At 36.2% G+C, this 14703-nt stretch carries 13 protein-coding genes and 1 riboswitch; of the genes, 5 read left to right on the forward strand and 8 right to left on the reverse strand.

From position 1 onward, the window contains the following. Positions 1–171 precede the first annotated feature (171 nt). Positions 172–1422: a Y-family DNA polymerase gene (locus LD272_RS06780; protein WP_226035847.1), complete on the forward strand. Its 1251-nt coding sequence runs from the start codon at positions 172–174 to the stop codon at positions 1420–1422. Positions 1423–1751: 329 nt separating this feature from the next. Here LD272_RS06780 and LD272_RS06785 read toward each other — a convergent pair whose 3' ends face one another. From LD272_RS06785 to LD272_RS06805, 5 genes are all read right to left on the reverse strand, one after another. Beyond that, positions 1752–3239, reverse strand: a complete 1488-nt coding sequence (locus LD272_RS06785; protein WP_226035848.1) for an o-succinylbenzoate--CoA ligase — start codon at positions 3237–3239, stop codon at positions 1752–1754. Positions 3240–3469: 230 nt separating this feature from the next. Then, the gene (menB, locus tag LD272_RS06790) at positions 3470–4288 is read right to left on the reverse strand and encodes a 1,4-dihydroxy-2-naphthoyl-CoA synthase (RefSeq protein WP_226035849.1); all 819 of its coding nucleotides are present in this window, start codon (positions 4286–4288) and stop codon (positions 3470–3472) included. A gap of 20 nt (positions 4289–4308) precedes the next feature. Then, entirely contained in the window at positions 4309–5109 is an 801-nt protein-coding gene (gene menH, locus LD272_RS06795; RefSeq protein ID WP_226035850.1) for a 2-succinyl-6-hydroxy-2,4-cyclohexadiene-1-carboxylate synthase, read from the reverse strand. 5 nt (positions 5110–5114) lie between these two features. Further along, complete coding sequence (gene menD / locus LD272_RS06800; RefSeq protein WP_226035851.1) at positions 5115–6857, reverse strand: 2-succinyl-5-enolpyruvyl-6-hydroxy-3-cyclohexene-1-carboxylic-acid synthase; 1743 nt, start codon at positions 6855–6857, stop codon at positions 5115–5117. A 2-nt stretch (positions 6858–6859) separates the two neighbouring features. Continuing rightward, positions 6860–8245: an isochorismate synthase gene (locus LD272_RS06805; RefSeq protein WP_226035852.1), complete on the reverse strand. Its 1386-nt coding sequence runs from the start codon at positions 8243–8245 to the stop codon at positions 6860–6862. A 352-nt stretch (positions 8246–8597) separates the two neighbouring features. On the opposite strand from LD272_RS06805, the gene LD272_RS06810 reads away from it, so the two are divergent. After that, positions 8598–9545 carry a 1,4-dihydroxy-2-naphthoate polyprenyltransferase gene (locus tag LD272_RS06810; RefSeq protein WP_226035853.1) on the forward strand — a complete coding sequence of 316 codons (948 nt, stop codon included), beginning with the start codon at positions 8598–8600 and terminating at the stop codon, positions 9543–9545. An 80-nt stretch (positions 9546–9625) separates the two neighbouring features. Next, a complete protein-coding gene (locus tag LD272_RS06815; RefSeq protein ID WP_304511934.1) occupies positions 9626–10018 on the forward strand; it encodes a PaaI family thioesterase in 393 nt (130 codons plus the stop codon). 181 nt (positions 10019–10199) lie between these two features. Here LD272_RS06815 and LD272_RS06820 read toward each other — a convergent pair whose 3' ends face one another. Together LD272_RS06820 and LD272_RS06825 are read right to left on the reverse strand one after the other, a co-directional pair. Further along, entirely contained in the window at positions 10200–10772 is a 573-nt protein-coding gene (locus tag LD272_RS06820; RefSeq protein ID WP_226036039.1) for an ECF transporter S component, read from the reverse strand. Between the two features lie 175 nt (positions 10773–10947). Continuing rightward, a riboswitch (FMN riboswitch) is annotated at positions 10948–11096 on the reverse strand. 73 nt (positions 11097–11169) lie between these two features. Next, complete coding sequence (locus LD272_RS06825; protein ID WP_226035854.1) at positions 11170–12228, reverse strand: M20/M25/M40 family metallo-hydrolase; 1059 nt, start codon at positions 12226–12228, stop codon at positions 11170–11172. A 175-nt stretch (positions 12229–12403) separates the two neighbouring features. Here LD272_RS06825 and LD272_RS06830 point away from each other — a divergent pair, with 175 nt between their 5' ends. After that, positions 12404–12961 (forward strand): thioredoxin family protein, encoded by a 558-nt coding sequence (locus tag LD272_RS06830; protein ID WP_226035855.1) that lies wholly within the window; start codon positions 12404–12406, stop codon positions 12959–12961. Positions 12962–13061: 100 nt separating this feature from the next. Then, on the forward strand, positions 13062–14060 hold the full coding sequence (locus LD272_RS06835) for a potassium channel family protein (RefSeq protein ID WP_226035856.1): 999 nt from the start codon (positions 13062–13064) through the stop codon (positions 14058–14060). On the opposite strand, the gene LD272_RS06840 is transcribed toward LD272_RS06835, so the two are convergent. Next, positions 14055–14456 (reverse strand): YugN-like family protein, encoded by a 402-nt coding sequence (locus LD272_RS06840; protein WP_226035857.1) that lies wholly within the window; start codon positions 14454–14456, stop codon positions 14055–14057. The two genes, LD272_RS06835 and LD272_RS06840, sit on opposite strands and share 6 nt — an antisense overlap. Positions 14457–14703: the final 247 nt, after the last annotated feature.

A 14703-nucleotide genomic window follows, 5' to 3' on the forward strand; every position in this document is an offset into this window, starting at 1 on the left:
TTTGATAATCTTTCTCAATAAAAATCACAGTGTCTCTTGACTGGTTAATAGTCAACCTTACGACCTTAACAAATTTAACTGCCACTTGGAATTAATTAACACTTTTTAAAAAGTAATAATCGAGTTATACTATAGTGAAAAAGAACATATGTTCTAGGTGGTGGATTTGTAATGAATTACGATAGTTTCCTTCGAAATGATGTTTTATGTATTGATATGAGGTCATTTTATGCGAGCGTAGAATGTGTCAAAAGAGGACTAAATCCTATGGAAACAATGCTAGCTGTCGTAGGTGATAAAAAACGTTCTGGCAGTATTATTTTAGCCGCCTCACCAGAACTTAAAAAAAGGCACGGTGTTAAAAATGTCAGTCGGTATTTTGAATTACCAAATGACCCAGCAATTCATGTTGTCGAAGCAAAAATGGGAGATTACTTAAAGGTGTCAGTAGAAATTACAAAGCTAGTTAATCAGTATGTTCCAAAAGAAGCGATTCATCAATATTCTGTTGATGAGCTATGGGTGACAGTTAATGGATTAAAAAAAATATACGGGAATCGCTGGAATGTTGCTCAATTAATTAAAGAAGAGCTTTACGATACAATGGGATTAAACTGTTCAATCGGCATTGGTGATAATAAATTTCTAGCTAAAGTTGTCATGGATTTATATGCAAAAAAAAATGGTATTGCTGAATGCACTTACGAGGATGTAGCAGAAAAACTGTGGCCCATACCTGTTGAAGAGATATGGGGAATTGGTAAGCGTATGATGTACAACCTTAACCGAATGGGTATAGTTAACTTAGGACAACTGGCTAACTATTCACTAGCCCGTTTAAAGAAAAGGTTTGGAATTATCGGTGAACAACTTTACTGGCATGCTTGGGGAGTGGACCTTAGTCCCGTTATAGGAGATTTCCAAAAACAAACTCAAAAAGGGTTTGGACATGGAATTACATTGTTACGAGATTATCACGGGGATGAAGTACACGCCTCTATTCTAGATCTTACTGAAGAAGTTTGTCGGCGAGCAAGAACTGCTGGAAAATCTGGTCGAACCATTCATTTAGGTATTGGCTATTCACAGGAATCGGGTGGTGGTTTCAGCAGGTCAAAATCAGTTGATTTACCAACGAATATAACAATGGATGTTTATCATGTTTGCATGCAATTATTCAACACATTTTACAATCGACAAAGTAAGGTAAGAAAGGTTTTCGTCACATTAGATCATTTATATAATGATGAAGAAACACAGCTTAATTTATTTGAAGATAGAACGAAAAAACAGGATGTTGGCTATGTGATGGATCAAATCAGAAATCAATATGGACCCACCTCTATTCTAAGAGCAACCAGTTTTACCGATATTGGAGTAACATTAGATCGCAGTCAAAAAATTGGTGGTCATAAAGCATAATGTAACCAAACAGGTTATAGTAACTGAGTCAAAGTGAAAAGTAAATTGGTCAGCCCAAAGGAATTATATCGGGCTTCTACGCGGCGCTTTTTGCACCGAACAAAAGCGCAGGGCGCCTTCGAAATAGGAAAGACACTTATTCTTTAGAAGATTATTCTAAGTTGCCTTCCTTGGTGCTTACCATTAGGCAATAACAAGCATCGGCGCCCCTTGCGTTCTTTGCAACATGGAAGATTGACTTAAAACCTCAGGCTGGGTGCTAGAGCTAGACATCGAAGCACAACCCTATACTTTCTTATTTTAAATAAAGCAGGACCAAGAACCCTTCCTTACTCACCATTTGCTACGTTCTTCAACATAACTTCTAACTTATATCTTACTAGTTTATTTGAGGCATTCCTTGGTAAAGAGGAAACGAAATGGATTTCTTTTGGCACTTTATATTTCGCTAGATTCTTGTAACAGTAGGCTAGAATCGTTTCTGTGTCTAAATCGGTATTTTTTACTATAAATGCAACAGGAACTTGTCCCCAACTATCATCTTGTTTACCAACAACTCCTGCCTCTTTAATACCTGAAATTGCTGCTAAAACACTTTCGATTTCAGCAGGGTATACATTTTCACCACCAGAAATAATTAAATCTTTACGACGGTCAACGACGTAAAGAAAACCTTCGTCGTCCAAATAACCCAAATCACCTGTAGACAACCAACCATTGTGAAAAGATTTTTGATTCGCTTCTTCATTTTTATAGTAACCACTTGAAACCATTGGCCCCTTAACAAAAATCTCCCCCACTTCAAAACAAGTTGCAATAGCAGTATCCTTAACTATCCGAATCTGTGCTGAAAGTAATGGTTTGCCACAAGATCCAATCTTATTTAAAGTGTCTTTTTGGCTTAACGTTACAATTTGTGAAGATGTTTCTGTCATACCATAGGTTTGAAAAACCGGAATATCGTAATTCTTCGCTTTTTCTAAGAGTGATTTAGATGCCGGTCCTCCTCCGAGTAACATACAGCGGAAACTAGCGGGGTACGAATCACTTCCTAGTCTTTCAATTAGTCTATCTAACATTACGGATACAACCGAAACAATAGTAACACCATCAGAGGTAATTCCACGATGCACTTGTTCTACATCAAATTTTTGCAATAAGTAAACAGGTATTCCATAGATGACACTCTTCATCAAAATGGACAATCCACCAACATGGAATAACGGCATTGCTGCAAGCCATTTGTCATTGTAATTTAATCCAAGATTTAATACGGAGGAAATTGCATTCCACCAATGATTCCCATATGTATGCTGGACTCCTTTTGGTAATCCTGTAGTACCTGAAGTATATAGAATTGTAAATAAATCATCTAAGTTAATTTCTTTCTTCAAATAAACATCATTAGATTCAGAGAAAAGATGTATTTGTTCAAAGGAATATACTTGTGATGAGTACGATTCCCCCCCAATAAATTGATGCAAATATTGCTCAGAACAAATAACTAAAGAAACATTAGCATCAACTAGTTGATAAGCTATTTCAGTTTCAGATAGCTTTGTATTTAATAAGATAGCAACTGCTCCTAAGTATGATATTGCATGTAATCCAATCACCATATCAACTGAATTATTAGCGTGAATTGCTACATGGTTTCCTTCCAAAACTCCTTTAGTTGATAATTTTCTTGCAAAACTTCTAGCTTTTTCTCTCAACTGTTGAAAAGTAACAACAGCTTGGTTAGGAATTTCAACAGCTATTTGATGAGGCGATAGATCTGCTTGCTTATCCAACCAATGTGGTATAATTTCAGCCATATTTAAAATTCCCTTCATAGTATAAAAATGTGGCAATTGCGCCTAAAAGATGTGTAATAAAATTCCAAATTCAATCAATTTTTGACCTGAAATTCTACTGACATGGAATCAATTTCATAATTATAAAATTGACTACCAATATTAAAAATCAATAGATTAGAAAACAAAGACCAAAACACAGGTCGTGTAATGGTCTTTGCAAAACTCTTTTTTAAAAACTGTTACTTATTTTAAGGAAAACGTGGGAATTGTTTAAAGTCTGGGTCACGCTTTTCCTTGAAAGCATCTCGTCCCTCTTTTGCTTCATCGGTTGTGTAATAGAGCAACGTGGCGTCTCCACCCATTTGTTGCATTCCTGCAATACCATCCGTATCAGCATTTAGAGAAGCTTTTAAGAAGCGTAGTGCTGTTGGAGATTTTTCCAATATTTCTTCGCACCATTGGACCGTTTCAGCTTCTAACTGTTCAAGCGGGACAACTGTGTTAACAAGCCCCATATCTAACGCCTCTTCTGCATTATACTGTCGGCATAGGAACCAGATTTCACGCGCTTTCTTGTGACCAACGATTCGCGCTAGATAACCAGCACCATAGCCCGCATCAAAGCTTCCAACTTTAGGACCTGTTTGCCCAAAGATCGCATTATCTGCGGCAATTGTTAAGTCGCAAACTATATGTAATACATGTCCTCCACCAATAGCATAGCCAGAAACCATCGCAATAACCGGCTTTGGAATTACTCGAATTAAGCGTTGCAAGTCAAGTACGTTTAAACGAGGAATATGATCTTCACCCACGTAACCGCCATGACCTCGAACTTTTTGATCTCCACCAGAACAAAAAGCATCATCTCCTGCACCTGCTAGTACGATAACACCAATAGTCGAATCATCTCTTGCGTATGCGAATGCATCGATTAACTCATGCACTGTCCTTGGACGAAAAGCATTTCTCACCTCTGGACGATTAATTGTTATTTTCGCAATACCATCATGTGTTTCATACAAAATATCTTCATAATTTCGTTGATTAACCCATTCAATTGACATAATTATTCCTCCATTTCATTTCAATGTGCTTTAATAAATTCATTTACTATTGTACCAAAAATTCGAGTTTGTTCCACATGAACTGCATGTCCCGTGTTAGAAATGATTCTAAGGTCACTATATTTCAAGTAGTCATTCATAAGTCTAGCAATTTCCACAAACTTTTCATCTAGTTCACCAACAACCAATAACACAGGTATAGGTAAGGTTGGTAGCTTCTGCCACCAAGAAGGCTGTCTCCCCGTCCCCATTCCCCTTAATGATGCAGCCAAGCCTTGGGAGGTTTGATTGGTCCTTTCCTCTCTAATTCGCTTACGCACATAATTAGGAAGAGAATGTTGACTTGCAAAAAGGGGAATTTTTTCCCAATAATTAACAAATCCCACTATACCCTCATCTTCTAATTTATTTGCTAGCACCTCATCTTTAGCTTGTCTTGCTAATTGTTCATGTGATTCTTCTAGCCCCGGCGAGGCACTTTCTAAAGTTAGCGATGCAACTCTATTAGGATAGAGTACAGCAAAGGAAAGTGCCGTTCTGCCTCCCATTGAATAGCCTATAAGATGAGTTTTTTCTATCTTCATTTTATTAAGTATGGTCAACAAATCTTCGCAAATTTCTTCCATTCTGGTCGGTTTATTTATTTTTGTTTTTCCGTGACCTGGTAAATCAACAGTAATGACTTTATAATCTACCTGCAAAGAATTGGATAGCGCTCCCCATGTTTGACTACTTCCCGTAAACCCATGAAGTAATAAGACTGGAATTCCCTCGCCATTTGATTCAACCCAATACTGTTTTTGGTCTATATTAAAGTACACAGTGTTCACCCTTCAAAAAGTCTAAGTAAATTCTTCTCTATCTGGATCCATTTTTCTTTATGCCACTCAACATTGTCCGCTCGATTTGTTTGAACTTCGATTACAGACAACCCGTTTTGTTGATGACTTTCAGACAGTACCCGCTGAAAATCAGTCCAGGTCTTCGGTTTAGAGTAACTTCCATGGTACATAGAAATAATATGTTCAAAGTCAATGTCCATTGGTGTTCCAAACAATACTTCAAAATGTTTAGCCTGTTTTGCTTGAGGTAAAAATGAAAAAATCCCTCCACCATTATTATTAATTAACACGACTGTTAAATCAATTTTATACTGTTTAGCAAGAAGAAGACCATTAAAATCATGAAAGAAAGATAAATCACCAAGTAACAATGTAACCTTTTCACCATGCGCCGCTGCACCAAGTGCACTAGATGTTAAACCATCGATACCATTAGCTCCCCGGTTACCTAATAATTTCAATTGCTTGGGAGTGTTCATAAAAAAAGTATCCATGTCACGAATAGGCATACTATTACCAACATAAATAGAACTTTGATCAGGGACAGCCTCAGATAAGTATTTAACTACATGGCCCTCAGTTAGTCCTTGCTCCAATGTTTCTTCTAACAAATACTGTTTAGCAACTTTATTCATAGTCAACCATGTGTCTAACCAGCTTTGATCAAACGAGAGTCGTCCAAAAGAGATAAGATCTCCACAAAAAAGAACTGGGTCTGTATAAAGAAATTGAGCTGGTAAACCAGCAGGCTCCCGGTAGCCTTCATTTTGTTCTATAACAAAATGTGGAGTATTATTCTTTTCTTTTAAAAATAACAAATACGGTTTAGATACTGGCATGGCACCAAACCGAATAATGAAATCAGGATCAAATCTATCTCTAATTCGTTTACTTTTTAATATTGCATCATAGCTCTCAACAATATTATCTTTATCATGTTGTCCAGCACGAAGTTGAGATAAAGGATCTGCTAAAACAGGTAAGCCCCATTGTTTCGAAAGTTCTACAATTTTTTCTGCAAGCTGATTGCTAATCTGAGGACCACAAACAATTATACCTTTGTTAAGTTCAGCAAGCTGTGAAAAAATGTTGTCTAACTGGCTTCCACTCAGTCTGCGTTGACCCTCAGCATGGTAATGATAGGCTGAATCTATTTGTTCTCCCCACAAGTCCGAGATTGTAAAATCTGGAAGAAGAGGTTCCCTAAACGGAAAATTAAGATGGACTGGACCAGGATTGCCACTCATAGCAGTATGAACCGAGCGGGAGGCCTTACCTCTAACATATGACAAAAGCGCAGGACTACCATCGGGCAACGCCATCTCATGAAACCACTTTACGTATTCACCATACATGTTAATTTGTTCAATCGCTTGAGGAGCCCCAACGTCACGCAATTCATGAGGACGATCTGCAGTTAAAACTAGTAAGGGAACTCTACTGTAGTATGCTTCAACAATAGCTGGAAAATAGTTAGCCGCCGCAGTCCCTGACGTACAAACAATTGCAACAACTTTATTTTTTTGTTTTGCCATTCCTAAAGCAAAAAAAGCGGCAGAACGCTCATCCATATTAACCCAATGTTGTATCTTTTCGTGTTCCGCAAAAGTCATTGCAAGTGGTGTCGATCTTGAACCAGGGGAGATAACTACATCAGTTAAACCTCCTCTATATAATTCGTCAACAAAATTAGCTACATATCTTGTTAGTGCCTCCATATGATTCATTGTTACCCTCCTAACACAGACAGCATCGGTGTAAATTTAATGTTTGTTTCCTGGTACTCAGCTTCTGGATCTGACTCTTTGACCACACCGCATCCTGAGAAGAGTGATGCTTCTGTACCCTGTATTAAAGCGGACCGAATAGCCACAGCAAATTCACCATTTTTATATGCATCCATCCACCCAATTGGAGCGCCATACCAACCACGGTCTAATTTCTCATATTCGCGTATATAAAGAAGAGACTTATCTTTAGGCAATCCTCCAAGTGCAGGGGTGGGATGAAGTCTTTTAACTACATCAATAATCGAATATTCTTTTTTTAATTTAGCTTTTACAGGCGTATATAAATGTTGTAAGTGTTTTAATGGATAGAGCACTGGTTCTTTTGGAACATCTACATCCCAACAACAAGCAGTAACTGCATCACGGATCATCTTAACAACGAATTCATGCTCTTCACGGTTTTTTACATCATTAATTAATTCCAAACCAATTTGAGTGTCTTCTAGCTCATTGTTTCCTCTTGGTGCTGTACCGGCAAGACAAGTTGATAATAATTGCTGATTTTCTACTCGAACTAGTCGCTCTGGTGTTGCGCCTAAAAAACAGTCATCATCATTCTCAAAGGAAAAAACATAACTATTTGTTTGTGTATTGATTAATTTAGATAAAATTGGCGATAAAGTTGCCTTTTTCTCAAAATGAACTCTCATCTCTCTAGCTAATACTATTTTATCTACTTTTTCTTCCTTAATATGGCTAGTTGCCTGACCCACTAATTCCTTCCATCCCAATGGATCTAACTCTGTCTTATTAGTGATAACAGGACCATCAGGCAAAGTAGCATTACTATCTAATAATATATTTTTATGTTGATCGATTGAGTATTCCAATTGTCTTTGATGATCTTCAGCACGAACCATTGTATTGATTGTTAGGTAAGTAGCACCGTCTTCAATCGTTAATAAATATGCTGGGACCCGAAATTGGCTATCATGAAACTTTTCCCATAAAATAGTCTTTTCTTTTTTAGGATCAAAAGAGAAGCCACCAATCGCTATTGGTCCTGTTCCAGGAACTCGGTATGAATTAAAAATTAAGGCGTCCTGCAGCATTAATTTAAACTGCGCTTCTGTTTGTTCAAACCTATCAGTTGTTGCTCTTATATCAAAGGCCTCACCCGCTCCGACCAAAAAGAAGTTTTCAGATGTACTTGCCCAAAACACCCTATCTCCCTCTATATGTTTAGCCTGTTCAAAAAATAAAAATGGATCTATATCGTCAATCATTTCTGTTATACTAAAAAGTTGTGGAGTTTGCTTATTTTTAGCAATCGTAATAGCTTCACTTAGAGCCTCATCCAGCTTTTTTATTTCAGTTTGAATCATTTCCAAAACCCTCCAATATGGTTAGAGGCATAGCCAATAACGGCGTGTTTATTATATTATAAATAGAGATAGATTTAAATAAATAAGCAATTAAGTCCATTTCATAATACTAATTTCCCTGAAAGTTATCACCCACATATAGTTGGGATAGACGTTCCCAAACTATATGCGGATGACAATAAGGTAATGATGAAATTGATTAATATATTTATTTTATTCTCTTTTGCTCGGTTTCTCAACATTTGGTGCTAATTCCTAAGAATTACCTAAAAATTAAATTTGACACCCTATCAACGATTCCATAAAATTAAAATGATGATACGCTTCAAAGGCGTTTTAAGGAGAGAAAAATATGCAATCAATAGAGAAAGAAACTTTTACGGACGCCTTAAATGAAAAAAAGGGATTTCACGTCTGGTGGAGATTGTTAAGACCACACACATTAACAGCCTCGTTTATACCCGTATTTATTGGAACAATGGTAGCCATACTAGATGAATCCGTTAATGTCCTATTATTTTTAGCCATGTTAATTGCTTCTATGCTAATTCAGGCAGCTACAAATATGTTTAATGAATACTACGATTACACACGTGGACTTGATAATGAAAAGTCCGTTGGTATTGGTGGAACAATTGTCCGAGACGGTGTCAGACCAACAACCGTGCTCAGACTAGCATTGGTATTTTTTTTCGTCTCCATGTTACTTGGAGTTTATATTTGCTTAGAATCTAGTTGGTGGGTATGCGCTATAGGTCTAATTTGCATGCTTTTTGGTTATTTATATACTGGAGGACCTTATCCACTTGCATATACACCTTTTGGTGAACTGTTTTCAGGCTTTATAATGGGAACGGTACTTATTGGTATTAGTTATTATATCCAAACACTAACTATTACGGGTGACATACTACTTATTTCACTTCCAATTTCAATTTTCATTGGAACAATTATGTTATCAAATAACATTCGAGATCGAAAAGGAGATAAAGAAAACGGTCGAAAAACTATTGCAATCTTAATTGGTCATCAAAGTGCAGTTAACTTACTAGGGGCTAGCTTTGCAAGTAGCTATCTAATAACAATTATATATGTGTTATCAGGTATCCTTCCATTATGGTCTCTTATTACTTTATTAAGCATCAAGAAAGCCTTTGAAGCATTTAATGGATTTAAAGGAAAAACAAAAAACATAGAAATGATGCCTGCAATGAAGGCAACAGCTCAAACAAATACCACTTACGGACTATTATTAAGTATATCATTACTTCTACAAGTGTTTTTTTCATTTTCTATGTAACGACAAGTGCGCCAGCTTGTCGTTTTTCTTGTTAAAAAACTATGTTCCATTAAAAAAACATTTAATAAGGAGAGGTTAAATTGGATTTCGAAAATACATTAATGCATACATTAGAAATGGAAACTATTTCACTCGACAAAGACTTTGTAGAAATAAAAATGCCTGTAAATACTAAAACTCATCAACCAATGGGATTCTTGCATGGTGGAGCAAGTGTTGCACTAGCAGAATCTGCCGCAAGTATCGGAGCCGCACTCAATGTTGATATTGAAAAGCAACAAATATTTGGTATCGAAATAAATGCAAATCACATAAAAAGCAAGAAGGATGGATGGGTATTTGCAAAAGCCAAACCAATACATAAAGGGCAAACAACAATGATTTGGGAGATAAAAATTGTCGACGAGCATGATCAATTAATCTCTATTTCAAGATGTACAATTGGTGTCATTCCAGTAAAACTTAATGAATAACAAAAGCTCAGGGGCGGACTTGTCACCCTAAGGCAATTAGACAAGCCTCTGCGTGGCGCTTTTTGCCCGTGATGAGACTTGACTTAAGACCTCAGGCGGGGTACGCGCTGGAGCTGAACGCGGCAAACTTAAGAATTAATATCATAGTAAAAAATGCTACCAATATTGGTAGCATTTTTTACTATGATATTGTAGCTCGTTTTTGTTCAAACCAAGGTCTAAGCTTGGTAAATAACGGAACGAACAAGATTGCTATTATAATCCCTTTTAGTGCGTTGAATGGTGTAATTCCAGCAATTACAGTCCACCATTTCACTTGTGCACTCATTGTTTCCCAGCCCATAAACATACTATATGCTGGTAAAATAACAAAGTAATTTAGAATCCCCATACCAATTGCCATCACAATAGTTCCAGTTACTAAACCAGAAATAAGGCTTTTCACACCTTTGAACCTATGGTATAAGACAGCCACAGGAACAACAAACATAATTCCGGCAAAGAAATTTGCTACAACTCCAATTGGGTCGCCTGCCCCTGTATAAATTAAATAAAGTAAGTTTTTAATTCCTTCTACCGCAATCCCAGCAATAGGTGAAAAAAGTAACGCAGCAATTAATGCAGGCACATCGCTGAAATCCACCTTTAAATATGGTGGTAAAAATGGAAGTGGAAAATTTATAAACATTAACACCAATGACATAGTACCTAGTAACGCCAAGACAATTAATTTTAACAACTTAGATGATTGCATTTTATTATTTTGCAATATCTTCTCCTCCTTCATCCTATTATCGATTCTAATCTTTGATGAAGGAGGAACTCTTCCTATAGTAACAAACCATATAAAAACCCCAAAGCCATGTTAAGGCTTCAGGGGTTTGGTTAGTCAACAGGAAATAAAGGTACTAAGTATACCTTTCTCGCTCTGTAATCTTCTCCCATCCAGACTGTACTGTCGGTCCCGGATTTACACCAGGTCAACCACAACGTAAATACCTTATTGTGGGTCACGGACTAAGAGTGGCTATCACTCATCACCGTCGGTCGGGAATTTCACCCTGCCCCGAAGATAGAATCGATATTTAATTATATTACTATTATACGATTAAAAATATAATTTGTGTAGTATTTTATGTGTAAATTATTCACTAATTTTCTAATGGTTTTAAACTTTCTTCACCAGTTAAATCCTCAATCAACTTCACAAGCAAGTCAATTTCCTCATCAATATCTTTTATGCTAGCAGTTTCAACCGGCGAATGCATATATCTAAGTGGTAAAGATACTAAGCTAACAGGGACACCTTTACCGGTTAATCGCATCTTATCTGCATCAGTTCCAGTATTTCTAGAAGTCAATTCATACTGAACATTTAGGTTTAATGATCTTGCCGCCTTTTCTAACAGCTTATTTATTTTTATATTTATCGGTGCGCCTTTAGCAAGAACCGGACCATTTTCTAATCGGATGTCACCATGCTTATTCTTATTTACTCCTGGATAATCAGTGGCAAAGGTAACATCACAAGCAATTGCCATTGTTGGCTCAATACCAGCTGCAGCAAAATAAGCCCCACCCATGTTTGTCTCTTCATTAACTGTACTTGCAGCATAAACGCCTACATTCAAATTTTTTTCTGATAGTATGCGGAGCACCTCGGCGACAATAAAAGCACCAGTACGATTATCTAATCCTCTTCCAGCTAGATAACGATCCATCAGTAATTCAGGTTCACGATTGTAGACTGCTAAGTCACCTACCTGAACCAATTTCTCCATTTCTTCTTTTGACCGCGCTCCGCAGTCTATAAATAAATCTTCTAATTCAAAATCACCTTTAATTCCACCGTGATGTTGTGCGTTCACACCAATTACACCTGTAAAAGTTTTGCTAAATCCCTGCACTAATACTTTCATCCCAATAGCAGCCTTTGGATTAATACCACCCATCTTATCGAAGTGCAAGTAGCCCTGTTCATCTATTCGATTAATAACTAAGCCAATTTCATCACAATGACCAGCTAACAATAGTTTAAATTCAGCATCCTTGTTTAAGACTGCAATAGCATTACCAGCATTATCAGTGATAATTTCATCAGCAAATGGGGATACGTAATTTATCCACTTTTTCTGTATTTCCATTTCCATGCTTGATGGTGATGGTGTTCGTAATAACTCCATTAAAAAATTCTGTCTTATTTCTTCCATATGTAAATCCTCCTTTAAATTTCAGGGCCCTTAATCCTATATTATAAAACCGTGATAAAGGTATCATACCAAAAAAAGTAGTAATCACTAAAATAAAAGAGCGTATTGATTTACTTAATTATTTAATTTATTTACACTTTTATTACTATAATACCGAAAAGGAAGTGGCTTAGCTTTGAATTTACAAGACTGGTACCAAAAGGGAATGGATCCTGATACTTACATAGAATCAATGCAAACACACAAAAACAACCTTCTACACGTATATGATCAATTTATTTTACCAGATGATCAAGATTTTTTTGAAAAATTAAAGAAACAAAACTTACGTATTATTGCATTAACAGAAGATTGGTGTGGAGATGCGATGATGAACATCCCAATCTTGCTTCGACTTGTAGAAAAAGTAGATATGAAAATTAGCTTGCTACCAAGAGATAATAATTTGGAACTGATGGATCAGTACTTAACAAATGGAAAAGCAAGGTCAATCCCAATTTTCATTTTCATAAATGAAAAAGGAAACGAAATAGCCAAATGGGGTCCAAGAGCACCAGAAATACAGAAATTTATTGAAGAGGCTACTTCCAAGCTCCCTAATAAAGAAGCAGCAGATTACAAAGAAAAACAGAAAGAAGTTTTTACGTTTGTAACAAAATCATTTAAAGATAATACTGATTTTTGGAATAATGCCTATCAAAGTTTAAAACAAACACTTGTTAAATCTATTTAGTTTTTTCCATGGATAACAAATAACTCATACAACAAAAGTGTTTGATTATAAATACTCTACTCTTGTCAATACTGATAAGAAAAATGTAGGGTGATTAACAATGTATTTATATAGATTTTGGCAATTTTACTTTCGGATGCCAACTGTACTTCGTTTATTAGTAACTGTGTTTTTTATCATGTTTTTTTTTGGTGCAACGATACACATCATTGAACCAAAGCACTTCCCGACCATGTTTGATGGCATTTGGTGGGCTTTCGTCACTGGTTCAACAGTCGGTTATGGGGATTATGTTCCTTTAAGTACAGTTGGAAGGGTTATTGCTATTTTACTCATCCTTGCAGGTGGGGGCGTCTTAACCTTTTATATGGCCACCATTTCGGCTGGCACTATTAAACATGAGCAAGAATTATCAAAAGGCAATATAAATTATAAAGGTAAAAATCATATAATTTTTATTGGTTGGAATGAGCGAACAAAACAATTATTAGAAATGTTAAAAAAACGTAATACACATGAACAGATTGTTTTAATTGATAAAACGTTAAATAACTTGCCATTTCAAAAACACTATCTCCACTTCGTGCATGGAGATGCAACCGAAGATGAGATATTGCAAAAAGCGAATATAAATCAGGCGAAATATGTAGTAATTACTTCTGATCCATCAAAAAAAGAAAGGCAAGCTGATCAAAATAGTATTTTAACTACCGTTGCGATAAGAGGTAATAATGCAGAAGTTTATATTATTACAGAAGTTTTAACTAAAGAACAAACAACAAATGCCACTCGAGCTGGTGCTGATACAGTCATTCGTTCTAATGAATTTATGAGTACGCTATTTTTTCATGAAATTTTCCGAAATGAACCTATTAAACCTTTTGATATATTATTAAAGGTATTAGCGAATCAGCAATTCCATCAGATTAGTTTAAAACAAGAAATGATAGGAAAAACTTTTTTACAATGCTCTGATTATTATCTGTCCTATGAACAAATATTAATAGGCATTATTAGAGAAGGAGAGTTGATGCTCAACCCCCCTTTTGATGATAAACTAACAGCAGGTGACACGCTTATTGTATTATCAAGATTATAGTAGTAAATGCTCAATTTGTTCAATTAGGCGTTTGCCTTTTTCTACATATCGTTCAGGTACATCAGCGTCTTCATCTACTGGGGATTGAAATTGGTTAAAAGCTCCTTGAATTACACCATTGTCAGAATGATTCTCTACACCAGCTTGAAAAACATGTGTGAGAATGAATGGATTTCCGAGTCGAACAATAACACCAGGTGAATCAAGAGATCCTTCTTCAGCTTCAAATGGTATTCTTACAAATTGGTATCCACCTTCATCCGACATTTTATAATCAAAGGATCCTTCTTGAAAATCCCAATTTCCACCAATTACATAGCCAAGTGGTTTTAGTTGCTTTTCTAGTTCGTATAAAGGGAAAACTTTATTTTCAAGATTTGAGGAAACAGGAATCATTGAATTACTCCTTTTTTAGGATTACTTTTCCCTAAAAAATAAAACTTATGTTATAAGAAAAGCGAAAGGCGCCCTTGTTAGCCACGACAAGCTTAAGTCAAGCCTCTATGTAGCGATTTTTTCCACAAACAGGCTTGACTTAAGGCCTCAGGCGGGCTAGGTGATGGAGCTAGACATCGAAACGCCAAATTTTATATTTTCCTACATTTAGAAAAAGGGATCCTTATCGTTTGTCGACAAGGATCCC

Source organism: Aquibacillus saliphilus (assembly GCF_020404745.1).
Taxonomy (GTDB): Bacteria; Bacillota; Bacilli; order Bacillales; family Amphibacillaceae; genus Aquibacillus; species Aquibacillus saliphilus.

What these genes read in the sequence shown, in the direction of transcription:
- LD272_RS06820 (WP_226036039.1), bottom strand. Translation starts at nt 10,772, where the DNA reads ATGCAATCATCTAAGTTGTTAAAATTAATTGTCTTGGCGTTACTAGGT.
- LD272_RS06805 (WP_226035852.1), bottom strand. Translation starts at nt 8,245, where the DNA reads ATGATTCAAACTGAAATAAAAAAGCTGGATGAGGCTCTAAGTGAAGCT.
- LD272_RS06825 (WP_226035854.1), bottom strand. Translation starts at nt 12,228, where the DNA reads ATGGAAGAAATAAGACAGAATTTTTTAATGGAGTTATTACGAACACCA.
- menD (WP_226035851.1), bottom strand. Translation starts at nt 6,857, where the DNA reads ATGAATCATATGGAGGCACTAACAAGATATGTAGCTAATTTTGTTGAC.
- menB (WP_226035849.1), bottom strand. Translation starts at nt 4,288, where the DNA reads ATGTCAATTGAATGGGTTAATCAACGAAATTATGAAGATATTTTGTAT.
- LD272_RS06835 (WP_226035856.1), top strand. Translation starts at nt 13,062, where the DNA reads ATGTATTTATATAGATTTTGGCAATTTTACTTTCGGATGCCAACTGTA.
- LD272_RS06840 (WP_226035857.1), bottom strand. Translation starts at nt 14,456, where the DNA reads ATGATTCCTGTTTCCTCAAATCTTGAAAATAAAGTTTTCCCTTTATAC.
- LD272_RS06810 (WP_226035853.1), top strand. Translation starts at nt 8,598, where the DNA reads ATGCAATCAATAGAGAAAGAAACTTTTACGGACGCCTTAAATGAAAAA.
- LD272_RS06780 (WP_226035847.1), top strand. Translation starts at nt 172, where the DNA reads ATGAATTACGATAGTTTCCTTCGAAATGATGTTTTATGTATTGATATG.
- LD272_RS06785 (WP_226035848.1), bottom strand. Translation starts at nt 3,239, where the DNA reads ATGGCTGAAATTATACCACATTGGTTGGATAAGCAAGCAGATCTATCG.